Source organism: Sphingomonas sp. Root720 (assembly GCF_001428605.1).
GTDB lineage: Bacteria > Pseudomonadota > Alphaproteobacteria > Sphingomonadales > Sphingomonadaceae > Rhizorhabdus.
This window is the reverse complement of the sequence record NZ_LMID01000013.1, coordinates 24002-50858: the sequence shown is the minus strand read 5'-3', so window position 1 is coordinate 50858 and position 26857 is coordinate 24002. Positions and strand designations below refer to the sequence as shown.

The following is a 26857-nucleotide window of genomic DNA, read 5'->3' as shown; positions in this document are numbered from 1 at the left end:
AGGCGCATCGTGAAAAAAGCTTGGGCAGGAACTTGGCATGTCGGACATGGGCAAAGAGCGCGGCGCACCCGGAAAAGGCGATCCTGTCGCTTTGCCGTCGCTGGAGGAGGTTCAGCATTGGACCGGGGTGATCGGCCAGGCCCAGCAGATGCTGATGGAGCATGTGGCGGAGGTGATGGCCCGGGCGCCCGGCGACCTGCCGCTGCCGTCTCCCATCTTCGCCGATCCCGAGAAGCTGGCCGACCAGCAGAGCGAGCTGATGAAGGCCAGCCTCGGCCTGTTCGGCCAACTGATCGAGGAAGGAGCGGGGGTCGAGGCGGCGCGCGACCGGCGGTTCAAGGCGACGCAATGGCGCGAGACGCCGATCTTCGGCGTCATCGCCGATGCCTATCTCTTGCTGTGCGACGCCTGGCTGAAGGGGATCGATGCCCTGGAAGGGCTGCCGCCCAGGCAGCGCGAACAACTGAAATTCGCGACGCGCGTCATCGCCGACGCGATGTCGCCGTCCAATTTCGCGCTGACCAATCCGCTGGTGCTCGAACGCATCTTCGAGACGCGCGGCGAGAACCTGCTGCGCGGGCTGGACCATATGCTGGCCGATATCGGCCGGGGAAAGCTGACCCACAGCGACACCGAGGCGTTCGAACTGGGCCGCAACATCGCCGCGACGCCGGGCAAGGTGATCCATGAGACGCCGCTCTACCAGCTGATCCACTACGCGCCCGTCACCGAAAGCGTGGTGGAGGTACCGCTGCTGATCTTCCCGCCGTGGATCAACCGCTTCTACATCCTCGACCTCAACCCGAAGAACAGCTTCATCCGATGGGCGGTCGCGCAGGGCTTCTCGGTCTTCGTGGTCTCGTGGAAGTCGGCGGACGAGAGCATGGCCAACGTGACGATGGACGATTATGTCGTGCGCGGGCAGGTCGACGCGATCGACACGGTCCGCGCCCTGCTCGGCGTGGAGCATGTCCACGCCATCGGCTATTGCGTTGCCGGCACGGCCTTGTCGATGGCCCTGGCCTACCTCGCCGCGAAGGGCGAGGCGGCGAAGGTGCGGAGTGCCACCTTCTTCACCACCCAGGTCGATTTCAGCGATGCGGGCGACCTCAACCTCTTCGTCGACGACGAGCAGCTGAAGCTGATCGACGCGCTGACCCAGGGCTCGGGCGTCCTCGACGGCCGTTTCATGGCGGCGACCTTCAACCTGCTGCGCGGCCGCGACCTGATCTGGCACTATGTCGTGCAGAATTATCTGCTGGGCGAGGACTATCCCGCGTTCGACCTGCTCCACTGGAACGGCGACACCACCAATCTTCCCGGCAAATGGCACCGTGCCTATCTGGAGGACTTCTACCGCGATAACCGCCTCGTCCAGGCGGGTGCCTTGTCGATCGACGGCGTTCCGGTCGACCTGACGCTGATCGAGACGCCGGCCTATGTCCAGGCAGGGCGCGAGGATCATATCGCTCCCTCCACGAGCGTGTGGAAGATGACCGGACAGTTGTCGGGCCCCGTGCGGTTCGTGCTGGCGGGATCGGGGCATATCGCCGGGGTCGTCAATCCGCCGGAAGCAGGCAAATATCAATATTGGACCTGCGAGAAGCCGGTCGAGACGCTGGAGGCCTTCCAAGCCGCAGCCAAGGAGACCAAGGGCAGCTGGTGGCCGGACTGGCGGGACTGGGTGCGCGCTCTCGCTCCCACGGAAGTGCCGGTGGCCGGCGCGCGGGTGCCGGGGGAGGGCGCGCTGCCGGCGATCGAGGAGGCTCCGGGCCGCTACGTCCGGACACCCTGATAGCGCAACTGCGAAATATTGTTGAGCCGCCGGAACCCCGGAGGCGGTCGTCCGTTGGCGGGGTGCGCGCTTTGCTCGCGGATTTCTGCCGAAAAATTGCTGTGCCGTTACGGTTATGTTGCAGTGCACAATATATCTTGCGCAGGCTCAAAAAAACTGTATTGTGCGTCGCAACATCCAAGACGGAATTTCGATTCGATGGCGGATAAGGTTTCCAGCAAGCGCTTTCCCGGCCGGCACAAGGCGGCCTCCGCCGCTAGGACGGCCCGCAAACCCATCGTGCCGTCCAAGCCGGACACGGCCAAGGTCGCGGCGCCTGGGCAGGTTGCTTCAAAGCCTGCGGCGGTGAAGCCGGAACCGGCTCCGAAGCCGGCCCCGGTCGCCAAGACCGAGCCCGCTGCGAAGGCCCAGCCCGTCGCCATGACGGCGCAGCCGGCAAGCGTCGCTGCGCCGGAAAAGCCGGCGGTCGTTTCCGTCGCCGAGATTGTTACGCCCCCGGCCGTCGCGACGCCGGCGGTCAAGCCCGCCCCGGCAGCGTCAAAGCCGGAAACGAAGGGAGTGCGCGTCATGGCCACCACCGTTCCACCCCAGCCGAAGGCTGCTGCTGAAAAGGTTAATAAGATGATTGCTGATTTCAACGACCGTGCGAAGACTGCGTTCGAGAAGACCGCCAAGGCCGGCGAAGAGCTGACCGAATTCACCAAGGGCAACTTCGAGGCGTTCGCCACCTCGGCGAAGACTGCCGCCAAGGGCGCCGAGTCGCTTGGCCAGGAACTGGCAGATTATGGCAAGAAGAGCTTCGAGACCGCCTCGGCGACGATGAAGAGCCTGGCCGCGGTCAAGACCCCGACCGAGCTGTTCCAGATCCAGAGCGACTATGCCAAGTCGGCATTCGACAGCGCCGTCGCCGAAGCTTCGAAGCTGAGCGAAGCCTGGCTGAAGCTGGCCGGCGAAGTCGCCCAGCCGATTTCGAGCCGCTACGCGCTCGCTGCAGAGAAGATCAAGTCCGCAGCGCTTTGATTTCCCTTTCCACTGCGTTTCGACGGCCGCTTCCCCCGGGAGGCGGCCGTTTTCTTTCGGGCGCCGGTCGAGCGCGCGACCGGTGCATGGAAATGCTCGATCCACGGCCTTGATGCGCCGTCGATGGGGCAAAGCGCTCGTCAGCCCCTTGCCGAAGCGGCCCGGCGTGCCATATTCTTTCCCATGTCCCGTATTTGTGTGAGTCCCGCGCCGACCATGAGCGATTCTGTCTCTTCCCTTGCCCCGACCGGCATGGCCACGCGCAAGGATGGCGATGATAACGGCACCGGTCTCGGTCTCGCCACGCGGACCCGCTCGCGCACCAAGAAGCCATCGCCCTACAAGGTGCTGATGCTCAACGACGATTATACGCCGATGGAGTTCGTCGTCCTTTGCCTCCAGCGTTTCTTCCGCATGAATCTGGAGGATGCGACCCGGGTGATGCTCCACGTCCATCAGAAGGGCGTCGGCGTATGCGGCGTCTTCAGCTACGAGGTCGCCGAGACCAAGGTCAGCCAAGTCGTCGATTTCGCCCGGCAGAACCAGCATCCGCTCCAATGCACGCTTGAGAAGGCCTGAAGGCCCTTACAGCGTTTTTCTCGTCGCCGGTTGAGGCGTTCACGCGGCCCTGCCTGTTTCGCTGGTGCTGGCTCGCCGCGAACGAAGGCTAATTTTCCACGATCTCGGGCACCCGGCTCGCTACCAGGGCGCGGCCCTTGCGCTCGATCGACCAGAGGAGACGCTTGTCCTTCGGGTCCCAGGCGATCGCCTGGCCGTTGGTCGGGATGGGGATGGTCGCGACATGGCGGAGGACCGATCCGGCGTCGGGCAAAGCGACGACGTAGAGTTCGGGGCGATCATGCCCCGTGACGTAGAGGCGGCCATCCGCCCCCCAGCCGCCGCCCGACGAGCTGAAGGGCGACATCCGCTCGAGCACGTCCGGCGGGAACAGCCAGGCGCCCTGTTCGGCGAAGGTCCGGTCGAAGCGGACGAGCGTGGTGTGGCGGTGGTCGCGGCCGGGTTCGCCGCCCTTGCCGTCATAATGGGCGAAGCAGGCCCACCAGCTTCCGTCATGCCAGTCGAGCCAGGTGAGCGAGCCCCGGCCCGGGCCGAGGCTGCGGCTGGCGACATGCCGCATCGTCCGGGTGTCGAACCATTCGATCGAACTTGCCATAGGCACGTCGGGATAGTTGGAGGCGGCGCAAATGAGCTTTCCGCCGAGCGCGATGCAGGAGTTCATGTGCCTGAACAGGGCCGGGTCGCCGTGCCAGCGGGCGACGGTGCGACCGCTCGACGGATCGAGCTTGCTGATCGCGGCATTGTCGATCGCGTAGAGGTGCCGGCCGTCCGATACCGCGCCTTGGCGGGCGTCTTCGGAGGGGATGCGGCGGACCTCGGCGGCGCCGGGGGCGGCGAGGGCGAGGAAGATGGCGGGAGCGAGCAGAAGGGACATCGGATCTTCACCAGACAGTGCGGGCCGTTTTCGGCGGGAAGGATAGCGTCGCCGCATGACAGCCCGAAGTCGCGCCATGCAACCGCTTGAGGCCGAACCAACTCCCCGATACAGGCGGTCCATGGACCGTATCACGATCAGGGGCGGCAACCGCCTCAAAGGCCGGCTGCCCGTCTCGGGCGCCAAGAACGCCGCGCTCACGCTGCTGCCCTGCGCGCTGCTGACCGAGGAACGGCTGACCCTGTCGAATCTCCCCCGGCTCGCGGACGTCGACAGTTTCGGCCATCTGCTCAACGAGCTGGGCGTGTCGACCATGGTGCGTCGTGGCGAGGGCGATACGATCGGCCGGCAGATGACCATGGCGGCGAAGGTGATCGCGTCAACCGTCGCGCCCTATGACATCGTTCGCAAGATGCGCGCCTCGATCCTGGTGCTGGGTCCGCTGGTCGCGCGGGCGGGCGAGGCGACGGTCTCGCTGCCGGGCGGCTGCGCGATCGGCAATCGCCCGATCGACCTGCACCTCAAGGCGCTCGAAGCGCTGGGAGCCGAAATCGAGCTGACCGCCGGCTATGTGAAGGCGACGGCCCCTTCGGGCGGCCTGCGCGGCGGACGCATCAGCTTCCCGGTCGTATCGGTCGGCGCGACCGAGAATGCGTTGATGGCCGCGGTGCTCGCGCGCGGCGAGACCGTGATGGAGAATGCGGCACGCGAGCCCGAGATCGTCGACCTCGCCCGCTGCCTCGTAGCCATGGGGGCCGAAATCGACGGCATCGGCACCGACCGGCTCGTCGTCCAGGGCAAGACCAGCCTGCACGGCGCCGAATATGAGGTGATGCCCGACCGGATCGAGGCGGGCAGCTATGCCTGCGCCGCGGCGATCACCGGCGGCCAGATCGACCTGATCGGCGCCAGGACCGACGATATGGAGGCGATCCTCAAGGGGCTGCGGGACGCCGGAGTCGCGATCGAGCCGATCGACGGCGGCATCCGGGTGACCGCGCACGAAAAGCTACGCCCGTTGACCCTCTCCACCGCGCCGTTCCCGGCCTTCCCGACCGACATGCAGGCGCAGTTCATGGCGATGCTGGCGCTCGCCGGCGGCACCAGCGTGCTGACCGAGACGATCTTCGAGAATCGCTACATGCACGTGCCCGAGCTGACCCGCATGGGAGCAGACATCCAGGTCCATGGACGTACCGCCATCGTCAAGGGCGTCGACCGCATCGTTGGCGCCGACGTGATGGCGACCGACCTGCGCGCGTCGATGAGCCTCGTGCTCGCCGGCCTCGCGGCGGAAGGGGAGACGCGGGTGCACCGCGTCTACCATCTCGACCGCGGCTATGAGCGTCTCGAAGAGAAGCTGTCGGCCGTGGGCGCGGACATCGAACGCGAAAGCGACGGCTGAGCGTCGCCCCCGGACGTCCGCGGCTCAGGCGCGCTCGACCTCGTCGGGCTGCGCCTCGTTGGTCCGGCCGGTCTCGCCTGTGGTCGCAATCTGGTCGTAGAGTTCGGCCTGGCGCGCGCGGAGCCGCTCGCCAATCTCGTCGAGATCGATCTCGCCGTCCTTGTGCGCCGTCTTGGCGTCCTCGAACAGATCCTCGTCCTCTTCGTCGATATGGTGGACGGTTTCCTCACCCAGCACATGGACCTTCGATGCGAACAACTCCTCGGTGCCGTCGAGCTGCTCCAGTTCGGCGATGATGCACTTGCCCGACTGGTGCTCGACGATGCCCTCGTTGACCTCGTCGTCACCGATGACCGGCTTGAGCGCTGGGTAGAGGATCTCCTCCTCGATGGCCATGTGGACGGTCAGCCGCATGCAAAGCTCGCGGGCGATCGCGGCCAGGCGCTGCGGCGACGCCGCCTCCGCTTCGTCGAACAGGTCGCGGAAGACATGGTGCTCGGCTTTGAGCAAGCCGATCGCCGTTGGATCGTCCTCGCCGACCCGGTGGTTCCCCTGCATGTTCCGCGAACCATATTTGCCCGGCACGGTCGGTCTCCTTTCGCAAAGAAAATCGGTGCGTGGACAACGGGCCGGAGCGGTTCGATGTTCCCATGGCGATGGTTAATCCATTACGGATCAATCGCCTGCTGAACGGCAATGGGATGGTCGCTAGTTCTAATCGGGCACATGGCACGCGGGGGCGAGCATCGTGATGCGGCGTGCTGGAGGTTGCGGATGACATATTGGAGCTCCGCTCCGATCATATTGGTGTTCGCCGATACGGAAGAAGGCGCGGCGGCGGCGGCGAGAAGCGCGGAGATCGCTGGAGGCAGGATCGCGGCTTCGCTCGGTATCGATACGGTAGTGAAACGAATGGATGCCCAGGTGGCGGTCGATCTGGTGTGGATCGATGTCACCGTCGACCATGGCTTCGTCCTGGACCAGCTTCTCGAACGCATCGCCGATGCGGCCGGCCGAGGTGACGTCTCGGCCTTGGTCGTGATTCCTCCAGCGTTGGTCGATATCGTTGCGGCGCGGATCGGCGAAGGCGCCGTAAGCATCGTAGTCGATCGCGACGAGGACGTCCTGGCGGCCGCACTGGCCGAGCAAATCGCGCGCCCGGCATCGCAGCTTCGCGAGGACGGCGGCGACGAGGCGGCGGGACGCAGCGTTTTTCCGCTGGACGCCTTCGAGAGTGCGCATCGGCCCGCGGCGATCCTGCGCGACGGCGCCGGTCAGCGCGACGATGCCGGCCATGACGATCCGTCGCCGCCCGGCGTCGCCAATGCCGGTGCGATCCGCGATATCATCCGCGCACGCCGCCTGCGCGAGGATCTGTTCGGGGTGGGCCTGTTCGCCGATCCGGCCTGGGATATCCTGCTCGACTTGATGGCGGCGCGGATCGAGGGGCGTTCCGTCGCCGTATCGAGCCTGTGCATCGCCGCGGCGGTCCCGGCGACGACAGCGCTGCGCTGGATCAAGCAGCTGACCGAGGCGGGGCTCCTGCACCGGGTGGCCGATCCCGACGACGGCCGGCGCGTGTTCATCGAGCTGACCGACCGGGCCGCCACCGCGATGGCAACCTACTTCGCGGCGGTGCCCGCCGGATCGCGCGGCTGACCCGACGCCGGATGGCGGCGCCCGGTCGCCACGGCTGATCGCCCGGGTTAGTCTATAGCCTTTAGCGCCTGTTCGAAGTCGGCGATCAGATCGTCCGGATCCTCGATGCCGATCGAGATGCGGACGAGATTGTCGCCGATGTCGAGCGCGCGCTTGCGCTCCTCGGGAACCGACAAATGGGTCATGCCGGCGGGATGGCTGGCCAGCGTCTCGGTGCCGCCCAGGCTGACCGCAAGCTTGGCGATCTTCAACGCGTCGAGAAAGGCGAAGGCCTCGCGCTCGCCGCCTTTCAGGTAGAGCGAGAAGGTCGATCCCGCGCCGTCGCAGTGCCGCTGGTAGATGTCGGCCTGGCGCGATCCGTGTTGCAGGAAGCCGAGATAGCCGACCCGGTCGACCTGCGGCCGGTCGCGCAGCCATTCGCAGACCTTGGCGGCGTTCTCGCCCGCGCGGCTCATCCGTAACTCGAGGGTCTCGAGCGAGCGCAGCAGCATCCAGGCGGTATGGGGATCGGTGATCGTGCCGATCGTGTTGCGCATCGCGCGGATCGGGTCGAGCAGCGCCTTGGCGCCGACCACGCCGCCGGCAACCAGATCGCTGTGCCCGCCGGCATATTTGGTCAGCGAATAGACCACCAGTTCGGCACCATGTCGCAATGGCTTCGACCAGAGCGGACCGAGGAAGGTGTTGTCGATGGCGATCGGCGGCTTTTCGGATTCTCCGGCGAACAGCCGGTCGCGCACGTCGCGCACGGCCTGGACGTCGACCAGCGCATTGGTCGGGTTGGCCGGGCTTTCGAGGTAGATCAGCGCGACCCGGCCCCTGGCCTTGGCGGTTTCGACCACCGCGGCGATCTCCTCGGGCGTGGCGCCGGCCGGGAAGTCGAGCCAGGTCACGCCGAAGCGGCCGAGGATGCGCGCGATCAGCGTTTCGGTCGCCGCATAGAGCGGTGCCGAATGGACGATCACATCGCCCGGCCGCACCAGGCTCAGCAGCAGCGTGGCGATCGCCGACATGCCGCTGGAGAAGCTGAGCGCGTCCTCGGCATCCTCCCAGATGCCAAGGCGGTCTTCCAATATCTCCTGGTCGGGGCCGTTGAAGCGCGAATAGACGAGCCCCTCCGCTCCGCCCGGACGCTTGCCGGTGACACCCTCGAAATGACGCTTTCCGGCCGCCGCACTTTCGAAGACGAAGGTCGAGGTCAGGAAAATCGGTGGCTTCAGCGCGCCTTCGGACAGCATCGGATCATAGCCATGGCCCATCATGAGGGTCGAGGGCTTGAGCTTGCGGCCGCCGACTTCGAGGACTTCGGGCTTGGGGCGGCGGCGCGGCGTCGTGCCGCTCAGTACATCTTCGGTGGGCTTGGACATGGGTTTCCTGCGTATATCTTTTGTGATGGGCAGGAGGATGCGCCTTGCCACCTCCGCTGACAAGCGAGGCAGAGCCGTTGCGTCAGTGGAGCGGCCGAAGCAGCTGGACAGCGACCGCGATCCACGGCGCATCGACGATCTGCTGGCGCGATCCCTGGCCGGGCGGCAGGATCTGCAGGCGGTTGCCGTTATGATCGATCAGCCGACCGAAGGCGAATCGTCCGCCCGCGCGCGGGGCCAGCACGTCGCGGTTCAGGGCCTGGACGAACGAACGCAACTCGAGGCGTTCCAGCCATATCATGTCGCCGGCACGATATTCGCCCACGCTCGCCTCCACGAACATGGTCAGCCCGCTGTGCGACGGTCGTGGCAGCGCGGCCATCTGCGGATGACGGGGCGCGGTCGCGCCGTCGGGGCCGAGCAGCGCGAGGATGTCGAGCGTCGCCTGTTCGGGAACACGGACCAGCTCGGCGGCCTCGGCCCCGAGCGCGGCGGCGATGCGGTTAAGCCAGCCGATCGAGACGGTGCGCGTGCCGGTTTCGAGCCGGCCGATCGTCTGGGCCGTCGTCGGCGGGACGCAGCGCTCGGCCACATCCTGGAGCGTCATCCCCTTGGCATGCCGCACGTCGCGGATACAGCTTTTCATCGGCGTCGGTCACCAACCACATAGGTAAAGCCGTGGCTGCATAACGAAGCGCGCCGATGCGGTACAGCTATGGGGCGAACAAACTGGCAATTCCGGGACGGCCCGCCTATTTCCCGCGCGAGCGGAGGAGCAATGGCAAAGATCGGTTGGGGCAAGATACTGGCGGGCGTGGCGACGGCCGCCGCGGCCGGCGCGGCCTATGTCTATCTGAAGCAGCGCGCGGCCCGGACGCCGATCTACGAGACGTTGCTGAGCGAAGGCAGCTTCGAGATACGGCGCTACCCGGCGCTGCTCGTCATCGAGACCGCTCAGCACGGAACGCGCGACCGCGCATTGGGCAACGGCTTCGGCCTGCTCGCCGATTACATGTTCGGCGAGAGCCGCGAGGGCGACGAGATTCCGATCACCATGCCGGTGCTGGCCGGACCGCTGCCGGATGGTGCATGGCGGATCCGCTTCCTCCTTCCGCCGGGCCTCGATCGGGACACGCTCGACCCACCGGGGCCGGGCATCTCCATTGCCGAGATTCCGGCGCGCGAGGTGGCGGTGATCGCGGTTCCCGGCAAGCCGAACGACCGGCTGTTCGCGACCAAGGCGAACGAACTGCGAAGCTGGGTGGGCGCGAAGGGGCGGGCATCCGCCGGAGACGTCGAGCATGGCTATTATAATTCGCCGCTCAGGCCGGGAACGACACTGCCCAACGAGGTGTTCGTTCCGCTGGAGGCTTAGCCCGGGTCGCGTCGACTGTGGCAGAAAAGCCACACCTGAAAACACTCGCGAAAATTTTGCGGCGGGTCGCAACCCTTTCACCTAAAAGTCGTTTAGCGGCTGTCTGGGTGATCCGATGCGGTTCCGGAATGGATGCCGTTGCCGGGTCGGTTCGCCGCAGAAACGGATGCGTCTTGCGCGGATCCGGAAGATTGGTTTAGGTGAACACAGTTCCATTTGGAACCTGTTGGAAAGGGGAATGATATGCGCAAGCTAGCCATCTTGGCGGCCCTAGCATCTACCGCGCTCGCAGCGCCGTCCTTTGCTCGCGACAACGCATGGTACGTTGGCGTTGAGGGCGGCGGCATGCTCGCCGAGGACATGAAGTTCGACGTTGGACCGTCGACCTTGTCGCCGGGCGGCAACGCGTCGGTCGACTCGAAAGTCGGTTTCGACGTCGACGGCATCGTCGGCTACGATTTCGGCATGTTCCGCCTCGAAGGCGAAGTCGGTTACAAGCGTAACCGGGTGAACAGCTTCTCGACGACGGCGTCGCGTACGCCTGCGGCGAACGTCGCTGGTGCGGCCGGTGCTCCGGCCGGTACCTATCCGGACGCTTCGGGCAAGAACAGCGCCCTCAGCTTCATGGTGAACGGCCTGCTCGACTTCGGTGGCGAGGAAGGCTTCTCGGGTTATGTCGGCGGTGGCGCCGGTATCGCTCGTGTGAAGTTCGCCGGTTACAACGTCTCGGGCGACGACTTCCTGAACGACTCGGACTCGAAGTTCGCCTGGCAGGCGATCGCCGGCGTCCGCTATCCGGTGTCGACCAACGTCGATGTCGGCCTGAAGTATCGCTACTTCAACGTGAAGGATGCCAAGGTATTCGATCGCCTCGGCGCCGAATATGAGGGCACGTGGCGTTCGCACAGCCTTCTGCTGAGCCTCGTCTACAACTTCGGCGAACCGGCTGCTCCGCCGCCGCCGCCCCCGCCGCCTCCGCCCCCGCCGCCTCCGCCCCCGCCGCCGCCTCCGCCGCCGCCGGTGGTTGAGACCCCGGGTCCGTTCATCGTGTTCTTCGACTGGGACAAGTCGGACATCACGGCGGAAGCTGCGTCGATCCTCGACAATGCGGCCAACGCCTATGCGACGACCGGCCAGGCCCGCGTCCAGCTTGCCGGCCACGCCGACAAGTCGGGTAGCGACCAGTATAACGTCGGTCTCTCGCAGCGTCGTGCCGACTCGGTGAAGGCTTACCTTGCCGGCAAGGGCGTGCCTGACTCGGCGATTGCGACCGAAGCGTTCGGCGAGAGCCGTCCGCTGGTCGACACCGCCGATGGCGTCCGTGAACCGCAGAACCGTCGCGTCGAAATCACCTTCGGCGCCGGCATGTAAGCGGCGATGTCATCGATCCGTCGATGACGCGAGAATTGGGGTCGGCCTTCGGGCCGGCCCTTTTTCTTTNGTCGAAATCACCTTCGGCGCCGGCATGTAAGCGGCGATGTCATCGATCCGTCGATGACGCGAGAATTGGGGTCGGCCTTCGGGCCGGCCCTTTTTCTTTGTCTTCAACACTTTATTAGCGCGCAGGGATGCGGCATTATCGGCCTCCGCGGGGGCTGCCGATGGAGGAGATAAGCATGTCCCGGATCAAGAACCTTTCGATGACCTTTCTCGCCGCGTTGCCGATCATGGCGGCGGTCCCGACCGCGTCTTTCGCGCACGAGCATGGCGGCGGGCATGCGATCGCCGACATCGTCGATGGCCAGGGCCAGACCAAAGGCAAGGCCATGATCACGCAGGGCAAGGACGGGGTCGTGGTCGACGTCAAGGCGGTCGGCTTGCCGGCCGGTGTCCATGCCGTCCATGTCCACACCACCGGCACCTGTACCGGCCCCGACTTCACCAGCGCGGGCGGCCACTGGAATCCCGAGAAGAAGCAGCACGGCCATGACAATCCGGCCGGCGCGCACATGGGCGACATGCCCAACATGACGGTCGGCGCCGACGGCACGGGCGAGCTCAAGACGGTGATCAAGGGCGCCATGCTGAGCGGCGGCACCGAGCCGCTGCTCGATGCGGACGGCGCCGCCGTCGTCATCCATGCCGCCGCTGACGATTACAAGACCGATCCGACCGGCAATGCCGGCGGTCGTCTGGCCTGCGGCGTCGTCAAGGCGCAATGACCGGCCCTCGGCCGCCGCGCCTGTTGTTCGTCTGCCTGGGGAACATCTGCCGTTCCCCGCTGGCCGAGGCGGCGATGCGCGCTGCGGCCGGGCGCGAAGGCGTCGCGGTGGAGGTCGACTCGGCCGGAACGGGCGATTGGCATATAGGCAAGCCGCCCGACCGGCGCGCGATCGCGACGGCCGCGCGTCACGGCCTCGACATCGGCGGGCTGCGTGGCCGTCAGGTCGGGCTCGACGATTTCGACGCTTTCGACCGGCTGATCGCACTGGACCGCGATAATCTCGATGCCTTGCGCGCATTGGCTCCGGAAGGCGCGCGAGCGAGCCTTTCGCTCCTCCTTGACCACGTCGAGGGCCGTTCGGGGCAGGATGTCACCGACCCCTATTTCGGCGAGGACGAGGGTTTCGAGCAGGCATGGCGCGACATCAGCGCCGGGGTGGAGGGGTTGCTCGCCGAAATCTGCCGTCAGCCGAGCCGATAGCGGGCGATCGCCGAATAGCTGGCGCCGGTTGCACCGAGCGCGCTTTCGTACAGCAGGAAATGATCGAAGTGCCCCTCGACCGGGGCGGGCCACAGGCTTTCCATCGGCAAGGGGCCCGTCGGCTCCTGCCCGCGCGAGAAGCGGGCCAGGGTGACATGGGGGACGAAGGCGCGTTCGTCGGGCGGGATGCCCGCGCGGAGAAGGGCAGCCGTTACCGCCGCGTGAAGCGACCTGATCGGGCGATGCGGCGTCACGCCCGCCCAGATGGTGTCGATGCGGCCGCGCCGGTCGAAACATCCGGCGCCGTCGAGCCGCAGATCGAACGCAGGATGCGAGACCGCGCCGAGCGCCGCTGCGACATCCTCGGCGACATGGCGGTCGACCTCGCCGATGAAGCGCAGGGTGAGGTGCAGTTGTTCGTCGTCCTGCCAGCGGGCTCCGGGAAGATTGCCCGTCGCGGCGAGCAATGCCTTGCGCAAGTGGAGCGGTGGGCGCAAGGCTACGAACAGGCGGTGCATAGTTCCATTTGTCGCTCCGTGTGACGGTAACGCAAGCCTGTTCAGGCCGCTTTAAGGCGTGATCTGCTTGAAATACCGTCTCGTTCCGCCGATATTGAGCGGTGAGCGGCATTCCGCCGCGACGATTGGAGAGTGTTTACACCATGGCAAACTGGTCCGACCCCCGGATAAATGCCGCGCCCGCCGCGACACGAGCGGGTGTGGCTGACGCAGCCTTTGACGCCGGTCTGCGCTCCTACATGCTGTCCATCTACAATTACATGGCTTCCGGCGTTCTGCTGACGGGCGTCGTCGCCCTGCTGTTCGCCGAATCCGGCATGGCCGCACAGCTTTTCGCGACGCCGCTCCGCTGGCTGATCGTCCTCGCACCGCTGGCGTTCGTGATGGTGCTGAGCTTCGGCATCAACAAGCTGTCGACCACGGCGGCGCAGGGCCTGTTCTGGGCCTTCGCTGCGGTGATGGGCCTGTCGATGTCGTCGCTGTTCCTGGCCTATACGGGCTCGTCGATCGCGATCACCTTCTTCGCGACCGCGACCGCCTTCGCCTCGCTGAGCCTGTGGGGCTACACCACCAAGAAGGACCTGTCGGGTTTCGGCACCTTCCTGATCATGGGCGTCGTCGGCCTGCTGGTCGCCTCGCTGCTCAACATCTTCTTCCGGTCGCCGGCGCTGAACCTGGCGATCAGCGCCATCGGCGTGCTGCTGTTCGCGGGCCTGACCGCCTATGACACGCAGAAGATCAAGAGCATGTACTATTATGTGGCCGGTACCGATTTCGCCGGCAAGTCCGTGGTGATGGGTGCGCTGACGCTCTACCTCGACTTCGTCAACATGTTCACCTTCCTGCTGCAGTTCCTCGGCGATCGCCGCTGATCCCGCTTCAGGCTGGATGACCGAAAGGCCCGGTGGCGACACCGGGCCTTTTTCTTTGTCCCGTGCGCGCTATGGTCGGGCCGATGGATTATCTGGGCCTGAGCTTCGATCAGCTCGACGAGCAGGCCGTCGCGGCGCTGCTGCGCGGACGGCGGGCGGACATGGGGTTCGCCTATCTCGTCACCCCCAATGTCGACCATGTCGTGCGCCTGTCGAAGCTCGACCGCGAGGGCGAGGAATGGCGGGCCTATCGGATGGCGGCGTGGCGGTTGTGCGATAGCCGCGTCCTCGCGCTGCTCGCCGCCTTCCAGGGCATCCGACTGCCCGTGGTCGCCGGCAGCGACCTGACCGCCCGGTTGCTTAGCGACATCGTCGAGGCCGGCGACCGGGTCTGTCTGATCGGCGGGCGCGAGGGCGACGTCGCGACGCTGGCGCGGCTGCGGCCCGATATCGACGTCGTCCAGCACATTCCGCCGCCGGGGCTGCGCGAGGATCGCGCCGCCCGTATCGCCGCCGCCCGCTTCGCGGCGGACAGCGGAGCGCGCTTCGTGCTGATCGCGGTGGGATCGCCGCAGCAGGAACTGATCGCCGCCGAGCTCGCGATCCAGCCCGGCGCGCGCGGCACCGCGCTGTGCATCGGCGCATCGATCGACTTCCTGAGCGGGCGGGCGACCCGCGCGCCGCGCTGGATGCGGCGGCTGGCGCTGGAATGGCTGCACCGGCTGCTGTCGAACCCGCGTCGGCTGTGGCGCCGCTACCTGGTCGAGGGGCCGGCGATCCTGCTGCTTGCCTGGCGGTTCAGGCGCTGACCGTCCTCTGATAGGCGGGGCGGGCCCTCACCCGCTCGATATAGGCAGCGATCCGGGGATTGTCGGCGATGTCCGGCGCGTTGAAGGAAGCCGCCCAGCTCAGTTCCGATCCCATATAGACGTCCGCCGCGCTGAACCGCTCGCCAAGGATCCAGGGACCGGGCTGGAGCATCGCCTCGATCGCGTGCAGCGCGTCCTCGTAGCTGCCATAGCCGGCGGTGGCGCGCGGTGCCTCCGGGCGCTGCATCATCTTGTCGAGCAGCGCGGGTTCGAACACCCCGGCGCCGAAGAACAGCCAGCGCAGCCATGTGCCGCGCGCCGGGTCGTCGATGGCGGGGGCGAGCCCGGCCTGCGGGAAGGCGTCGGCGAGATAGGCGATGATCGCCCCCGTCTCGGTCACGGTCACGCCGCGATGGACGATCGCCGGCACCTTGCCCATCGGGTTGACCGCCAGATAGTCGGGCTGCCGGCTCTCGCCATTCTGGAAATCCACCACCACCGGACGATAGGGAACTCCCAGTTCCTCGAGCATGAAGTGGACCATCTGCGCCCGCGAGCGCGGATTGCCGTAGAAGACCAGTTCGTCGTTCATGCCAGCTTCTCCCGCAGGAAGGCGATGGTGCGATCCCAGGCGAGGTTCGCCGCCGCCGCATCGTAGCGGGCGGCCGAGCTGTCGTTGTGGAAGGCGTGCTGGGTGCCTGGATAGTCGAAGCGCCGGATGTCGACATGCGCGGCCCGGAGCGCCTCGACCCAGGGCGCGGCCGCCGCATTCACCCGGTCGTCGGTGCCGGCATAATGGAGCTGGACCGCGGCCCGTACCCTGGCCGCATCGGCGGGCGGCGGGGGCGGGCCGTAGAAGGCGACGGCGGCCGTCAGCGTCGGACCGGCGCTGACCGCGAGGCGGTTGGCCATGGCGCCGCCCCAGCAGAAGCCGACGACACCGACCTTGCCGCTGAGCAGCTTGTGCGCGGCAAGCCAGTCGATCGTCGCGATGCCGTCGGCGGTGGCGGACGGGATGTCGAGCGCGGCGATCATCGTGCGCGCCTTGTCCTCGTCGGCGGGGGTGCCGCCTTCGGGCGACAGGAAATCGAGCGCGACCCCGACGAAACCGGCGATCGCCAGCCGTCGCGCGACATCCTTGGTATAGGGCTGCAATCCGCGATTCTCATGGATGACGAGGACCGCTGCGGGCTTCTTCGCATGCTTCTTCGGGATCGCCATATAGCCGAACAGCTGGTGCCCGTTGGCGCCAGCCCAGTGGACCATCTTGGCGTCCAGCCGCTTGTCGTCCTCGGCGATGACGGCGGCTGCGGCCGGATCGGCGGCGATCGAGGCGACCAGTATCTGCGCGGCGGCGGCGCTGCCCGCCAGGCGGGTCATGTCGGCCATGAAGGCGCGGCGGTCCTGCGCGCCATGGGTGAAGCGGTCGTAGAGCGCGATCGCGCGGGCCGTGATATCCTCATCCATCAGATCAGCCCTTTTCGTCCTATTGCGCCGCGGGAGGGGGAGGCGGTGGGGGTGGCGTGACGACCGGCGGCGGAAGGGCGACCACCGGTGCGGGCGTCGGTATCGTGACGGCCTGCGCGCTCGGCGCGTCGGCCGGGCGGGGATCCGGTTTCGCCGCGGTCCGGACCACCGCGCCGCCGTCCTTTGGCATGCCGCCGGAATCGCCGGTCGTCGCGTCGATCGCGGTGACCTGGTCGGACCGGTCGACGGGCAGGGCGGCATCGTCGATGCTGGTCGCGATCTGCGGGCCGCCGCCGTCCTCCTCGACCGCGGGAGCATCCTTCTTCTCGCAGGCGGGAAGCGCCAGCAGCATCAATCCGATCAGCAGCGAACGGCGCATCGACTCATATCCCATGATAATCGCGGAACCAGCGGACGAAGCGGGGCACGCCCTCGCTGATGTCGGTGGTCGGCCGGAAGCCCAGGTCGCGCTCGATCGCGCCGATATCGGCGAAGGTTTCGCGCACGTCGCCGGGCTGCATCGGCTTCATCTCGCGGACGGCGGCACGGCCGCAGGCCTGCTCGATAAGGTCGATCAGCCGGGTCAGCTCCTCCGACCGATGGTTACCGATATTGTAGATGGCGTGGGGCGAGGCGCTGCCGCCCGCCTTGGCCTGGCCGTCATCGGCGGGCGGCCGGTCGAGCGCGGCGACGACGCCGGTGACGATGTCGTCGATATAGGTGAAGTCGCGTCGCATCTCGCCGCCATTGAACACCGAGATCGGCCGCCCCCGCAAGATCGCATCGGTGAACAGCCACAGCGCCATGTCGGGCCGTCCCCAGGGACCGTAGACGGTGAAGAAGCGCAGGCCGGTCTGCGGCAGCCGGTAGAGATGCGCATAGGTCTCGCTCATCAGCTCGTCCGACTTCTTGGTGGCGGCATAGAGCGACAGCGGATGATCGACCCGGTCCTCGACCCGGAAGGGCAGCGTCTCGTTGCCGCCATAGACCGAGGAGGAAGAGGCGTAGACGAGATGGCCGGCCCTGCGCTCCCGCGCCAGCTCGAGGATGTTGAGATGGCCGACGAGATTGCTCTGCGCATAGGCGCGCGGATTCTCGATCGAATAGCGCACTCCGGCCTGTGCGCCGAGATGGATGATCCGGTCGATCGCGGTTCCGGCAAGCGCTGCGTCGAGCGCGGCATGATCGGCGAAGTCGCAGCGCAGGAAACGGTAGCGCTCCCCAGCCTCGGCCTCGACCTTCGCGACGCGGTCGCGCTTGAGCTGGACCGGATAATAATCGTTGAGATTGTCGATCCCGACGACATCCTCCCCGCGGGCGAGCAGGCGCAGCGCGCAATGCATGCCGATGAAGCCGGCGGCACCCGTGATGAGGATCGTCATGCCTTATCCTTAGGACTTTGATGCGGACAGGAAAACCGATCTTCGAGACTTCCCATTGCCGCGCCGATCCCTATAAGGACGCCGCGCCGACCATGCTGGGGCGTCGCCAAGTGGTAAGGCAGCGGCTTTTGGTGCCGCCATTCGCAGGTTCGAATCCTGCCGCCCCAGCCAGGCTTCCGGAGGACCTTCGCGGTTTCGCAGGGCCGCCCAGCTCAGCCCTCCGAAATCTCGACCACCAGCTTGCCATGGGCTTCGCGCCGGGACAGGGCCGCTATCGCCTCCGCTCCCCGCTCCAATGGAAAGCGCTGCGATATGAGCGGCCGGATCGCGCCGGCCGCGTAGAGATCGAGCAACGCCCGGTTGTTTCGGGCATTCTCCTCGGGCTCCCGGTCCATGAAGAGGCCGTAGAAGACCCCCACGACGGCCGCGCCCTTGAGCAGGACGAGGTTGAGCGGAAGCTGAGCGATCCCGCCGGGGAAACCGATGACGAGCAGCCGCCCGTCCCAGGCGCACGTCCGCATCGCCGCCTCGCTGAGCGCGCCGCCGACCGGATCGAAGACCAGATCCGCTCCCTTCGCCCCGCAGGCGGCCTTGAACTGGACGGCGAGTTCCTTGGCCGAGGCGTCGCGGGCATAGACGAAGCCGGCATCGGCTCCCTTGGCCATCGCCACCGCCAGCTTCGCATCGGACGAGGCGGCGGCGATGACATGTGCGCCCGCCGCACGGCCGATCTCGATCGCAGCCAGGCCGACGCCGCCCGCGGCGCCCAGCACGAGCAGCGTCTCCCCAGGTCGAATCCGTCCGCGCTGGTGCAGCGCATGATAGGCGGTGCCGTAGGTCATGAGGAAGGCAGCGCCTTCGTCGAAGGGCATGGCATCGGGCATGGCGATGCAGCGCGCCGCCGGGACGCAGGCCTTCTCGGCCATGCCGCCCCAATTTATCATCGCCAGGATGCGCTGGCCGGGTGCAAAGCCGTCGACCGCGCTGCCGACGCTCTCGACGATGCCCGCTATCTCCGCGCCGGGAGCGAAGGGGCGCTCGGGGCGAAACTGGTAGCGGTCCGCGATGATCAGCGTATCGGGGTAGTTGACCCCGCAGGCCCGGACCTGGACGACCACCTCGCCGGGACCGGCGACAGGCTCGGGAAGCTCGCCCAGCGCCAGGCTTTCCGGGCCGCCGGTATTGCCACTGATCAATGCGCGAATGAAAACCTCCCGATGCGCTTCCGGCGGACAGCAAGGCCGGCTTTGTCATCGGTCATTGTTCCACGATATCGTTCTTCCGTCGACCGGCATCGCGCGCGGCCGGGCGCCCGCCAGAAAGAATTAACCATCTCGATTTAGGATCGCGGAGGTCGAGCCCGCGAATTCCGGGGGATCGCCATCGTGCCGGACAGGTGGAAGCGCCCGCTATGAAGATGTCGATCGACCAGGCCCTGCGCAAGGCGCGCAGCCTCTCGCCCGAGGAAGCGGCCGCGCTGTACAGGGAGATGCTGGGGAGGTTCCCGGCCAACAAGCGTGTCCAGGCGGAACTCGAGGCGCTGACGCGGCCGGCGATCGTCAACCCGCCCGTCGGCGAGCTCGACGCGGTCGTCGCATATTATCGACAGGGTCGCCATGCCGAGGCGCTGCGGATCGCGGTGGAGCTGCTGGCGCGGTTTCCGACCGGCGAGATCCTCCACAACGTCACCGGCGCGATCTACGGCGCGCTGGGCCAGTTCGAGCAGGCCGTCAGCCATTATGGCGTGGCGACCGACCTCGCCCCCGACTATTTCGAGGCCCATAACAATCGCGGCAACGCGCTGATGGACCTGAGGCGCCTCGACGAGGCCCTCGCGAGCTTCGACGAGGCGATCCGCATCAATCCCGATTACGCCCAGGCCCATATGAACCGCGGCATCGTCCTGCGCAGGCTGACGCGGCTGCGGGACTCGCTGGCGAGCTGCAACCGGGCTATCCGGCTCGATCCGGGATGCGCCGAGGCCTATAACAACCGCGGCAATACGTTCCTGGCGCTGAACCGGGCCGACGACGCGCTGGCCGACTATGAGAAGGCGATCGGCCTCAGGCCGTCCTTCGCCGACGCGTTCGTCAATCGCGGCAATGGCTTCATGGCCTTCAAGTGCCCCGACAAGGCCATCGCCAGCTACGACGAAGCCATCGCCGTCGCGCCGGCCAAAGTCCTGGCGCACAAGAATCGCGGCTGCGCGCTTCTCGCCCTGGACCGGCTCGACGAGGCGCTGGCCAGCCATCGGCGCGCCGCCGCCCTCGCGCCCGCTTCCGCCCTGGCGGCGAGCGAGGTGCGCAATCTGCAGGCCCGGATGTGCCTGTGGACCGAAACCGGTGATCGAAGCCCGCCTCCGCTCGGCGTCGGGGACGATGCGGTCCCGCCCTTCCATATGCTGGTCGCCGAGGACGATCCCGCACGCCAGCTGCGAAGCGCGACGATCTGGACGGAGAAGGAACATGGCGCCGAGCGGCTTGCCAGCTTTCGCCCGCGATCGGCGGCGAGGAGGATCAGGATCGGTTATTTCTCGGCCGATTTCCACGACCATGCCACCATGCGCCTGCTGGCGCGCATCTTCGAGCTACACGACCGGGCGCGCTTCGAGATCCACGCCTTCTCCTACGGGCCCGATGTCCAGGATGCGATGCGGCAGCGCCTGCTCGATGCCGTCGACGGCTTTCACGAGGTCGCGCATCTCGACAATGCTGCGGTCGCCGAACTGGCGCGCGGCAAGGCGATCGACCTCGCCATCGACCTGAAAGGCCATACGCGCGATGGCCGATCGGGCATCTTCGCCCATCGCGCGGCGCCGGTGCAGGTGAACTATCTCGGCTATCCCGGCTCGATGGGCGCCGATTTCATCGACCATATCATCGCCGATCGCATTGTCATCCCGGTCGAAGCCCAGGCCCATTATTCCGAAAAAGTCGCCTATCTGCCGCACTGCTACCAGCCCAACGACGATCGCCGCGAGATATCGGGGCGGGTGTTCGGCCGATCGGAGCTGGGCCTGCCCGAAAGCGGCTTCGTCTTTTGCTGCTTCAACAACAACTACAAGATCACCCGCCGCGAGTTCGACATCTGGGCCCGCCTGCTGGGCAGGGTCGAGGGCAGCGTCCTGTGGCTGCTGCGCGACAATCGCTGGGCGGAGGACAATCTGCGCCGCGAGGCGGAGGCCAGGGGCATCGCCCCCGATCGCCTGGTCTTCGCCGAAAGAATGCCGGCGGCCGACCATCTCGCGCGGCATCGCCATGCCGACCTCTTCCTCGATACCTTCGGTGTGAACGCCCACACCACCGCCAGCGACGCCCTGTGGACGGGCCTGCCAGTGGTCACCAGGCTGGGATCGAGCTTCGCGGCACGGGTCGCGGGAAGCCTGCTGCACGCGCTCGACATGCCCGAGCTCGTTACCGGCACGGCCGGTGAGTATGAACGGCTCGCGCTCGACCTCGCGACCGACCCGGCAAAGCTGGCGGCCGTCAGGGCGAAGCTCGCCCGCAACCGGCTGACGGCCCCGCTGTTCGATGCGGGGCGACATACGCGCGACATCGAGGCTCTGTACGAGCGGTTGCTGCGCACCGCCTGACGGATCGTCAGAGCGAGGCCCGAAACCGTCTTTCGGCGTCGAGAACCCCCTCGCGGTCGCGGTCGCCGAGCTTGCGGGCCGGGGAACCGGCGTTGACCGTCCAGGGCGCCACATGGCCCTTGACCAGCGACAGCGAGCCGACCGTGGCGCCGTCCCCCAGCACCGAGCCCGGCAGCACCAGTCCGCCCGCGCCGATTACGACGTGGCGTTCCAGGCGAACCGGACGGGCATCGACCGTCCGATAGGCGTCGGGAACGGTCGGGCCGATCAGCGATCCTCCGACGAAGTCGTCGGAGGCGGAAAGGATCTTCACCCCATGCGACAGCCCCGCGAAATCGCCGAGTGAGATCGCGGCCGCGCCCATCAGCACGCACTGCGCCGCGATGTGGACATGGTCGCCGATCGCCAGGCTGCTGCCGGGCGACAGCACGCAGAAGGGATCGATCCGCACGCCGTTGCCGATCGACATTCTCTGGCAGTTCACCAGCACGCAGGTCGAATGAATGAGGACGTCCTTGCCCAGGAAGGCGAAATCCAGGTCCGCCAGTTCGTCGGGCGACAGGAATGCCGCGTTTCTGTGCGAAGTCTTGGCCATCGGTGCGGCTAGGCGGCTTTCCTGAGCGGGGCACGCCTGCGCCCGCCCAGCATGTCGCAGACATGGGCGACATCCTGTTCGGCCATGTCGACGAAATAGGGCAGGCCGATCGTCTCGCGCGCCAGCATCTCGGTCACGGGAAGCGGCAGGCGGGGGAGGCCGGCGAAGGCCGTCTGGCGATGGACGCCATCGCCCCACCATGCCCGGCTGTCGATACCCGCTTCGCCCAGCAGCGCGGCGATCCGCTCGCTCCCGTCGCCGACGAAACGCGCGACACAGACGCTGCCGCACCAGGTCGTGCCGAAACCCGGCTGGAGATCCGCGCGGCCGGCCAGACGATCGCGGTAGATCTGCGCGAGCGACCGGAAGCATCCGATATCGGCGGCATAGCCATCCATCGCGGCAAGGCCGACAGCGGCGTGATATTCGCTCATCTTGGCGTTGAAGGCGGCAACCTCGGCGTTGCGCGTGCCGTAGAAGCCGAAATTGCTGCGCTGCTTGATCGCGACGATCCGTTCGGGGCGACGGCTGACGACATAGCCGCCTTCGCCCGCGCCGAGGATCTTGGTGGCGTGAAGGCTGACCACGCAGGGCGTTTCTCCGGCGCCGACCGCGTCATGGCCGGCGGCGGCGTCGATCACCACCGGAATGCCGGTGACCGCCGTAAAGCGATCCCAGGCGGCGACGTCGACCGGAGCGCCGAAGGGCGCGACCGGCATGATCGCGGCGACCGGACCGTCGATCCGCGACACCGCGTCCAGTGCTATGCCGGGGGTCATCGCCCAGGAGGCCTCGTCGACATCGACCAGGAACGGCGTGAAGCCGGCCGCCGCCACCGCGTGGGCGGTCGCGACGAAGGTCCAGGACGGGATCAGGCAGACGCCCGACCGTCCTTCGGCCACCGACCGGAGCGCGAGGGTCAGGCCGGCCGTGGCGTTCGACACCGTGACCACACATCCGGGGTCGACCCCGAGCCGATCCGCGAGCCGGGTTTCCAGGTGAGCCACCAGCGGCCCGAAATTGGTGTAGCTGCGATTGGCGTCGATCCGCCGGAGATAGGGGAGCAGCGCTTCCGCTATGGGCATGCGCGGCCGCGCGACGGGAATCCGGGTCATGCCGCCATCCTTCCGTCCTGCCGAACCCTGGCCCACGCGTCCGCGAGATGCCCTTCGACCAGTGCGGCCTGCTCGCCCATGTCGCCGAAGCGTCGGGCGATCCCGATGGCCGTCTCTGCGAAGGCGCCCCATGCGGCCGGATCCGCGACCTGCCGGGCGAGCTCGACATAATGGTCGCCGTCGCGCGCCTTCAGGTTGGGATCGCGCTGGTCGCCGATGATGAGCTGCTCGCTTCCCGGCGGCGGCGCCATCCAGACGACCGGAACCCCGCGCGCCTGGACCTCGATGCAGGACATGCCGCCCGGGAAGGGAAAGCTGTCGAGGAAGACGTCGATGCACTCGGATATGACATGGCCGTCGATGAAGTCGTTGTAGATCACCATGCGATCGCCCGCGGGCGAGGCCTGCTTGCACGCCATGATGGGCGAGATCCGCCCCGTGCCGCCGGCGAAGAAGATGGCGTTGGGGTCGCGCAGCAATATCGTCTCGACCTGGGCCATATAATCGGCGGTGATCTTGGCCATGCGGCCGTAGACGCCGTAGACCACGCTCGGCTCGGCGACGCCGGATTCGGTACAGAGTACGGCTCTGACCGCCGCGATGCTTTGCTCGGGCCGTTCGATCCTCTGGAAGACGAAGGCGGTGTTGCGCGGGGTCTGGACCATCGTCACCCCCTCGTCGAACAGGTCCGGCGACGGCCGGGTGATGCCGAGGAAGGCAAGGTCGAGTTCGGGAATCGCCCAGGCCGCGAAGCCGTTCTCGTGGAAGGCCTGGATCGCGGCGGGACGCCGCTGCATCACCATGGTCGCGACGGCGCAGTTGCTGTCGGCGATCAGGATGTCGATCTCGTCGGCCGCCATCTGCGCGATGACGGCCTCCACCGTCCGGGACGGCGTTTCCCGGGCCATGTCGCGGAGCTGGAGGCCGACGTCGGCGGCGAATTGCCAAAGGCTCGGGGCGGGACGGTTGATGCAGTAGAGGATCGGCCGATCGGCCTCCTCGCGCAGATCATGCTGGCCCAGCATCAGCGAGACGGTGATGCGGGCGACCGCGTTCGATCCGAACAGGTCGCTCGTTTCCGACAGATAGGCGATGCGCGGGATTTTCCGTATTGCCGGACGCGGCGGCTGCTGCGGGACGTGCCGGGCCAGGAAGGCGGCGAAGGGCCGGACGACGTCCCCGTTGAAGGTCGTCAGTTCGGACAGCAGCTGGGTGCGGCGCCACAGCATGATGTGGAGGAGGGTATAGAGATCGGCGGCGCGATCGATATCGTCGCGATCGACGAGCAGCCGGGGAAACAGGCCGGCGAAATCGCGGTAGAGGCTTTCCAGGGGCGCGAACTCGCCCGCATGGACCGCCCTCCAGCCCACGGCTTTCATGGCATCGCAGAGCGCCGCGCGCAGCGCAGAAGGCCATGGCCCGGCGGGGAGTGCCTGCCCCAGCCAGTCGAACCGCACCGACGGCAGGCCGACGTCCTCGGCGCGACCGGGCTCCGCAATCGAGGTTCCGGCCCTGTTCCTATGCGTATCGCGGTCCATGCCTGCACCTTCTCCGGCATCCAACGCGGAAGTGGTAAACGGCAATGGCTAATAATCGGTTATGCGCGACCGGGGTGCGGGATGCCGGCGGGAGCGCAAGGAACCCTGTGTCGTCGCCGCCCTCAGCCGGGATAGGGTTTCGCGGCCAGCAGCGACGCCAGATGGGCGGCGTTGCCCGCTACCATTCCGGCGGTCTTCTCGACCTTTTCGGGGGTCGTCTTCAGGTCCTTGAAGTCGACCGATCCCATCGCCTCGCCGACCCAGTAGCAGGCGGCGACGGCGGGGATCGTCCAGCCGACGTCGTTAAGGGCCTGGAACAATTGCGCCGAAGAGCCGTGGGCACCGTCCTCGTTGCCGACGATCGCGGCGACCGCGACCTTGCCGTAGCTCGGCATGCGGCCCTGCTCGTCGGTTTCGCCGAGGAAAGCGTCCATCCGTTCGAGCACCCGCTTGGCGACGCTGCCGATCTGGCCCATCCAGATGGGGCCGCCGAAGATCAATATGTCATGGGCGAGGATCTTGCTGCGCAGTCCGGGCCACTCGTCGCCGTCTCCCTCGTCGGACGTGACCCCGGGCTTGATGTCGAGTGCCGCCACGCGCACCGTTTCGCTGATCTCGACCCCCTTTTTCGCGAACGCCTTGGCCAGCACCGCGATCATGGCGTCGGTCGAGGAGCTTTTGCCTGGGTCGGCCTTGAGGGTGCAATTGATGGGCAGGGCCTTGAGCGGCATGATCCTATTCCTCGTCGGGGACGTGAAGGGGGGCGCTGCCGATAACGCGCCGACGGATGATGGGTTCAGCGCGCGGCGCTCGGCGACCTGGGGCTCCATGCCGGCCGTGCCGCGCTGAAAAGGCGCGGGCCACGTAACTTTATCGTCCCTTATACGTTCTAGGACCGATTCCTATATACTGGCGGAGCGGTACTGCGGCCGCCCATATGCAGAGGGGAGCGGCCCGATCTTGGCCACCGTCACGAACCCGATCCGGCAACAGGCCGGACCGCCATCAGAGGCATTGGCGCGGCGTTATGCGGAGACCCGGGCCCTCAGCCTGGCGCTGGTCGCGTCTTTGTCGGACGCCGATGCGACCGCGCAGTCGATGCCAGACGCCTCTCCGGCGAAATGGCACCTGGCGCATGTGACCTGGTTCTTCGAAACCTTCGTGCTGCGCGATCACCTGCCCGGCTACCGCCTGTTCGACGAACGCTGGCCCTTCCTGTTCAACAGCTATTACGAGGCCGAAGGCGCGCGTCATGCGCGGCCGCAGCGCGGCCTGCTGACCCGACCCTCGCTGGACGAGGCGATCGCCTACCGCGCCGCGGTCGACGCGGCGCTGCTGAAAGCCATGCCGACGCTGGCCGAACGGTGCGGCGACCTGATCGAGCTCGGCCTGAATCATGAGCAGCAGCACCAGGAACTGCTGCTCACCGACCTCAAGCATCTCCTGTCCCGCAATCCGCTCGGTCCCGCCGCCTGGCCAGTCCAGCCGGTCTTGCAGGCGTGCGGAGCCGAACCGTCGCCGTCGCGCTGGCGGGAAGGGCCTGCGGGCCTGGTCGAGATCGGCGACCGCGGCGACGGCTTCGCCTTCGACAATGAGCGGCCCGCGCACAAGGTTCACCTGACCCCGTTCGCGCTGGCCGATCGGCTCGTCACCAACGGGGAATGGCTGCGGTTCATGGCGGACGGCGGCTATGCGAGCGCCGGGCTTTGGCTCTCCGACGGCTGGGCGTGGGTGCAGGCGGAGGCGATCGAAAGCCCGCTCTACTGGCGCCGCACGGGGGACGGTTGGGAGCATTTCTCGCTGTCGGGCTGGCAACCGGTCGACCTCGCGGCGCCGGTGACGCATATCAGCTTCTTCGAGGCGGACGCCTATGCCGGATGGGCGGGGGCCCGCGTGCCGACCGAGCAGGAATGGGAGGCCGTCGCCCGATCCGGCGATCCGGCGGGCGGCGTCCAGCTCGATGCGGCGGGCCCGGTGGCGCCGCTTGCGGAACAGGGCGAGGGCGGATGGTCATCGATGTTCGGCAATGTCTGGCAATGGACGGGGTCGGCCTATCGCCCCTATCCGGGCTTCCGGACCGCACCGGGCGCGGTCGGCGAATATAACGGCAAGTTCATGAGCGGGCAGTTCGTCCTCAAGGGCGGCAGCTGCGCTACGCCGCGCGGCCATGTCCGCGCCTCCTATCGCAACTTCTTCTATCCCCATCAGCGCTGGCAATTCACCGGCCTGCGCCTCGCAAAGGATCTATGAC

General features: G+C 67.1%; 27 protein-coding genes and 1 tRNA gene. 14 read left to right on the top strand and 14 right to left on the bottom strand.

From position 1 onward, the window contains the following. Positions 1–37: 37 nt before the first annotated feature. The 3 genes from ASE22_RS17645 (at position 38) to clpS (ending at position 3394) form a co-directional block, all read left to right on the top strand. On the top strand, positions 38–1795 hold the full coding sequence (locus ASE22_RS17645) for a PHA/PHB synthase family protein (RefSeq protein ID WP_056362748.1): 1758 nt from the start codon (positions 38–40) through the stop codon (positions 1793–1795). Between the two features lie 198 nt (positions 1796–1993). Then, entirely contained in the window at positions 1994–2815 is an 822-nt protein-coding gene (locus ASE22_RS17640; RefSeq protein WP_056362746.1) for a phasin family protein, read from the top strand. Positions 2816–3067: 252 nt separating this feature from the next. Further along, positions 3068–3394: an ATP-dependent Clp protease adapter ClpS gene (gene clpS, locus ASE22_RS17635; protein WP_235537365.1), complete on the top strand. Its 327-nt coding sequence runs from the start codon at positions 3068–3070 to the stop codon at positions 3392–3394. Between the two features lie 88 nt (positions 3395–3482). Here clpS and ASE22_RS17630 read toward each other — a convergent pair whose 3' ends face one another. Further along, positions 3483–4268, bottom strand: a complete 786-nt coding sequence (locus tag ASE22_RS17630) for a hypothetical protein (protein WP_056362740.1) — start codon at positions 4266–4268, stop codon at positions 3483–3485. A gap of 121 nt (positions 4269–4389) precedes the next feature. Between ASE22_RS17630 and murA the strand changes: the two genes are divergently transcribed. Then, the gene (gene murA, locus ASE22_RS17625) at positions 4390–5673 is read left to right on the top strand and encodes a UDP-N-acetylglucosamine 1-carboxyvinyltransferase (RefSeq protein ID WP_056362737.1); all 1284 of its coding nucleotides are present in this window, start codon (positions 4390–4392) and stop codon (positions 5671–5673) included. A 24-nt stretch (positions 5674–5697) separates the two neighbouring features. On the opposite strand, the gene ASE22_RS17620 is transcribed toward murA, so the two are convergent. After that, positions 5698–6258, bottom strand: coding sequence for a hemerythrin domain-containing protein (locus tag ASE22_RS17620; RefSeq protein WP_056362734.1), 561 nt, complete (start codon positions 6256–6258; stop codon positions 5698–5700). Between the two features lie 189 nt (positions 6259–6447). On the opposite strand from ASE22_RS17620, the gene ASE22_RS17615 reads away from it, so the two are divergent. Next, complete coding sequence (locus ASE22_RS17615) at positions 6448–7332, top strand: winged helix DNA-binding protein (RefSeq protein ID WP_056362731.1); 885 nt, start codon at positions 6448–6450, stop codon at positions 7330–7332. Between the two features lie 47 nt (positions 7333–7379). Here ASE22_RS17615 and ASE22_RS17610 read toward each other — a convergent pair whose 3' ends face one another. Both ASE22_RS17610 and ASE22_RS17605 read right to left on the bottom strand, forming a co-directional pair. Next, positions 7380–8699 carry a cystathionine gamma-synthase family protein gene (locus ASE22_RS17610; RefSeq protein WP_056362728.1) on the bottom strand — a complete coding sequence of 440 codons (1320 nt, stop codon included), beginning with the start codon at positions 8697–8699 and terminating at the stop codon, positions 7380–7382. 82 nt (positions 8700–8781) lie between these two features. Then, entirely contained in the window at positions 8782–9345 is a 564-nt protein-coding gene (locus ASE22_RS17605) for a helix-turn-helix domain-containing protein (protein WP_056362725.1), read from the bottom strand. Between the two features lie 132 nt (positions 9346–9477). On the opposite strand from ASE22_RS17605, the gene ASE22_RS17600 reads away from it, so the two are divergent. From ASE22_RS17600 to ASE22_RS17585, 4 genes are all read left to right on the top strand, one after another. Then, on the top strand, positions 9478–10074 hold the full coding sequence (locus tag ASE22_RS17600; protein ID WP_056362722.1) for an SOUL family heme-binding protein: 597 nt from the start codon (positions 9478–9480) through the stop codon (positions 10072–10074). Positions 10075–10317: 243 nt separating this feature from the next. Next, positions 10318–11445, top strand: a complete 1128-nt coding sequence (locus ASE22_RS17595; protein ID WP_056362719.1) for an OmpA family protein — start codon at positions 10318–10320, stop codon at positions 11443–11445. Positions 11446–11690: 245 nt separating this feature from the next. After that, positions 11691–12236, top strand: coding sequence for a superoxide dismutase family protein (locus ASE22_RS17590; RefSeq protein ID WP_235536277.1), 546 nt, complete (start codon positions 11691–11693; stop codon positions 12234–12236). After that, positions 12233–12718 (top strand): low molecular weight protein-tyrosine-phosphatase, encoded by a 486-nt coding sequence (locus ASE22_RS17585; protein ID WP_056362717.1) that lies wholly within the window; start codon positions 12233–12235, stop codon positions 12716–12718. The genes ASE22_RS17590 and ASE22_RS17585 overlap by 4 nt, the downstream gene beginning before the upstream one ends. On the opposite strand, the gene thpR is transcribed toward ASE22_RS17585, so the two are convergent. Next, on the bottom strand, positions 12703–13236 hold the full coding sequence (thpR, locus tag ASE22_RS17580) for an RNA 2',3'-cyclic phosphodiesterase (RefSeq protein WP_056362714.1): 534 nt from the start codon (positions 13234–13236) through the stop codon (positions 12703–12705). The genes ASE22_RS17585 and thpR overlap by 16 nt on opposite strands. Before the next feature lie 143 nt (positions 13237–13379). Here thpR and ASE22_RS17575 point away from each other — a divergent pair, with 143 nt between their 5' ends. Next, positions 13380–14108 carry a Bax inhibitor-1/YccA family protein gene (locus tag ASE22_RS17575; protein ID WP_056362711.1) on the top strand — a complete coding sequence of 243 codons (729 nt, stop codon included), beginning with the start codon at positions 13380–13382 and terminating at the stop codon, positions 14106–14108. Positions 14109–14191: 83 nt separating this feature from the next. After that, positions 14192–14917: a WecB/TagA/CpsF family glycosyltransferase gene (locus ASE22_RS17570; RefSeq protein WP_056364058.1), complete on the top strand. Its 726-nt coding sequence runs from the start codon at positions 14192–14194 to the stop codon at positions 14915–14917. Here ASE22_RS17570 and ASE22_RS17565 read toward each other — a convergent pair. Genes ASE22_RS17565 through ASE22_RS17550 form a run of 4 tightly spaced genes read right to left on the bottom strand, consistent with a single transcriptional unit; the run spans position 14907 to position 17766 of the window. After that, positions 14907–15509, bottom strand: coding sequence for a glutathione S-transferase family protein (locus tag ASE22_RS17565; protein ID WP_056362709.1), 603 nt, complete (start codon positions 15507–15509; stop codon positions 14907–14909). The genes ASE22_RS17570 and ASE22_RS17565 overlap by 11 nt on opposite strands. Continuing rightward, positions 15506–16384, bottom strand: a complete 879-nt coding sequence (locus ASE22_RS17560) for a dienelactone hydrolase family protein (RefSeq protein WP_235536276.1) — start codon at positions 16382–16384, stop codon at positions 15506–15508. Before ASE22_RS17560 ends, ASE22_RS17565 begins: the two co-directional genes overlap by 4 nt. A gap of 19 nt (positions 16385–16403) precedes the next feature. Continuing rightward, positions 16404–16763, bottom strand: coding sequence for a hypothetical protein (locus tag ASE22_RS17555; protein WP_056364056.1), 360 nt, complete (start codon positions 16761–16763; stop codon positions 16404–16406). 4 nt (positions 16764–16767) lie between these two features. After that, positions 16768–17766 carry a GDP-mannose 4,6-dehydratase gene (locus tag ASE22_RS17550; RefSeq protein WP_056362706.1) on the bottom strand — a complete coding sequence of 333 codons (999 nt, stop codon included), beginning with the start codon at positions 17764–17766 and terminating at the stop codon, positions 16768–16770. Between the two features lie 96 nt (positions 17767–17862). Between ASE22_RS17550 and ASE22_RS17545 the strand changes: the two genes are divergently transcribed. After that, a tRNA-Gln gene (locus ASE22_RS17545) sits at positions 17863–17937 on the top strand. A 41-nt stretch (positions 17938–17978) separates the two neighbouring features. Here ASE22_RS17545 and ASE22_RS17540 read toward each other — a convergent pair. Next, positions 17979–18962, bottom strand: a complete 984-nt coding sequence (locus tag ASE22_RS17540; RefSeq protein WP_321163628.1) for an NADPH:quinone oxidoreductase family protein — start codon at positions 18960–18962, stop codon at positions 17979–17981. A gap of 215 nt (positions 18963–19177) precedes the next feature. Here ASE22_RS17540 and ASE22_RS17535 point away from each other — a divergent pair, with 215 nt between their 5' ends. Continuing rightward, entirely contained in the window at positions 19178–21358 is a 2181-nt protein-coding gene (locus ASE22_RS17535) for an O-linked N-acetylglucosamine transferase, SPINDLY family protein (RefSeq protein WP_056362700.1), read from the top strand. Between the two features lie 7 nt (positions 21359–21365). Here ASE22_RS17535 and ASE22_RS17530 read toward each other — a convergent pair whose 3' ends face one another. From ASE22_RS17530 to ASE22_RS17515, 4 genes are all read right to left on the bottom strand, one after another. Further along, a complete protein-coding gene (locus ASE22_RS17530; RefSeq protein ID WP_056362697.1) occupies positions 21366–21953 on the bottom strand; it encodes an acyltransferase in 588 nt (195 codons plus the stop codon). Positions 21954–21961: 8 nt separating this feature from the next. Further along, positions 21962–23068, bottom strand: coding sequence for a DegT/DnrJ/EryC1/StrS family aminotransferase (locus ASE22_RS17525; protein ID WP_056362694.1), 1107 nt, complete (start codon positions 23066–23068; stop codon positions 21962–21964). Next, positions 23065–24606, bottom strand: coding sequence for a hypothetical protein (locus ASE22_RS17520; protein ID WP_056362691.1), 1542 nt, complete (start codon positions 24604–24606; stop codon positions 23065–23067). Before ASE22_RS17520 ends, ASE22_RS17525 begins: the two co-directional genes overlap by 4 nt. A gap of 122 nt (positions 24607–24728) precedes the next feature. Next, positions 24729–25337: a flavodoxin family protein gene (locus ASE22_RS17515; protein ID WP_056362690.1), complete on the bottom strand. Its 609-nt coding sequence runs from the start codon at positions 25335–25337 to the stop codon at positions 24729–24731. 229 nt (positions 25338–25566) lie between these two features. On the opposite strand from ASE22_RS17515, the gene egtB reads away from it, so the two are divergent. Next, positions 25567–26856, top strand: a complete 1290-nt coding sequence (gene egtB, locus ASE22_RS17510; protein WP_056362687.1) for an ergothioneine biosynthesis protein EgtB — start codon at positions 25567–25569, stop codon at positions 26854–26856. The last annotated feature ends 1 nt before the right edge of the window (position 26857 follow it).

Excerpts from the sequence above, each read along its gene's own strand:
- ASE22_RS17615 (WP_056362731.1), top strand. The coding sequence starts at position 6,448 with ATGACATATTGGAGCTCCGCTCCGATCATATTGGTGTTCGCCGATACG.
- ASE22_RS17595 (WP_056362719.1), top strand. The coding sequence starts at position 10,318 with ATGCGCAAGCTAGCCATCTTGGCGGCCCTAGCATCTACCGCGCTCGCA.
- ASE22_RS17610 (WP_056362728.1), bottom strand. The coding sequence starts at position 8,699 with ATGTCCAAGCCCACCGAAGATGTACTGAGCGGCACGACGCCGCGCCGC.
- thpR (WP_056362714.1), bottom strand. The coding sequence starts at position 13,236 with ATGCACCGCCTGTTCGTAGCCTTGCGCCCACCGCTCCACTTGCGCAAG.
- ASE22_RS17590 (WP_235536277.1), top strand. The coding sequence starts at position 11,691 with ATGTCCCGGATCAAGAACCTTTCGATGACCTTTCTCGCCGCGTTGCCG.
- ASE22_RS17645 (WP_056362748.1), top strand. The coding sequence starts at position 38 with ATGTCGGACATGGGCAAAGAGCGCGGCGCACCCGGAAAAGGCGATCCT.
- ASE22_RS17600 (WP_056362722.1), top strand. The coding sequence starts at position 9,478 with ATGGCAAAGATCGGTTGGGGCAAGATACTGGCGGGCGTGGCGACGGCC.
- clpS (WP_235537365.1), top strand. The coding sequence starts at position 3,068 with ATGGCCACGCGCAAGGATGGCGATGATAACGGCACCGGTCTCGGTCTC.
- ASE22_RS17530 (WP_056362697.1), bottom strand. The coding sequence starts at position 21,953 with ATGGCCAAGACTTCGCACAGAAACGCGGCATTCCTGTCGCCCGACGAA.
- ASE22_RS17565 (WP_056362709.1), bottom strand. The coding sequence starts at position 15,509 with ATGAACGACGAACTGGTCTTCTACGGCAATCCGCGCTCGCGGGCGCAG.
- ASE22_RS17525 (WP_056362694.1), bottom strand. The coding sequence starts at position 23,068 with ATGACCCGGATTCCCGTCGCGCGGCCGCGCATGCCCATAGCGGAAGCG.
- ASE22_RS17570 (WP_056364058.1), top strand. The coding sequence starts at position 14,192 with ATGGATTATCTGGGCCTGAGCTTCGATCAGCTCGACGAGCAGGCCGTC.
- ASE22_RS17555 (WP_056364056.1), bottom strand. The coding sequence starts at position 16,763 with ATGCGCCGTTCGCTGCTGATCGGATTGATGCTGCTGGCGCTTCCCGCC.
- ASE22_RS17515 (WP_056362690.1), bottom strand. The coding sequence starts at position 25,337 with ATGCCGCTCAAGGCCCTGCCCATCAATTGCACCCTCAAGGCCGACCCA.
- ASE22_RS17630 (WP_056362740.1), bottom strand. The coding sequence starts at position 4,268 with ATGTCCCTTCTGCTCGCTCCCGCCATCTTCCTCGCCCTCGCCGCCCCC.
- ASE22_RS17605 (WP_056362725.1), bottom strand. The coding sequence starts at position 9,345 with ATGAAAAGCTGTATCCGCGACGTGCGGCATGCCAAGGGGATGACGCTC.
- ASE22_RS17640 (WP_056362746.1), top strand. The coding sequence starts at position 1,994 with ATGGCGGATAAGGTTTCCAGCAAGCGCTTTCCCGGCCGGCACAAGGCG.
- ASE22_RS17535 (WP_056362700.1), top strand. The coding sequence starts at position 19,178 with ATGAAGATGTCGATCGACCAGGCCCTGCGCAAGGCGCGCAGCCTCTCG.
- ASE22_RS17520 (WP_056362691.1), bottom strand. The coding sequence starts at position 24,606 with ATGGACCGCGATACGCATAGGAACAGGGCCGGAACCTCGATTGCGGAG.
- ASE22_RS17560 (WP_235536276.1), bottom strand. The coding sequence starts at position 16,384 with ATGGATGAGGATATCACGGCCCGCGCGATCGCGCTCTACGACCGCTTC.
- ASE22_RS17585 (WP_056362717.1), top strand. The coding sequence starts at position 12,233 with ATGACCGGCCCTCGGCCGCCGCGCCTGTTGTTCGTCTGCCTGGGGAAC.
- murA (WP_056362737.1), top strand. The coding sequence starts at position 4,390 with ATGGACCGTATCACGATCAGGGGCGGCAACCGCCTCAAAGGCCGGCTG.
- ASE22_RS17575 (WP_056362711.1), top strand. The coding sequence starts at position 13,380 with ATGGCAAACTGGTCCGACCCCCGGATAAATGCCGCGCCCGCCGCGACA.
- ASE22_RS17550 (WP_056362706.1), bottom strand. The coding sequence starts at position 17,766 with ATGACGATCCTCATCACGGGTGCCGCCGGCTTCATCGGCATGCATTGC.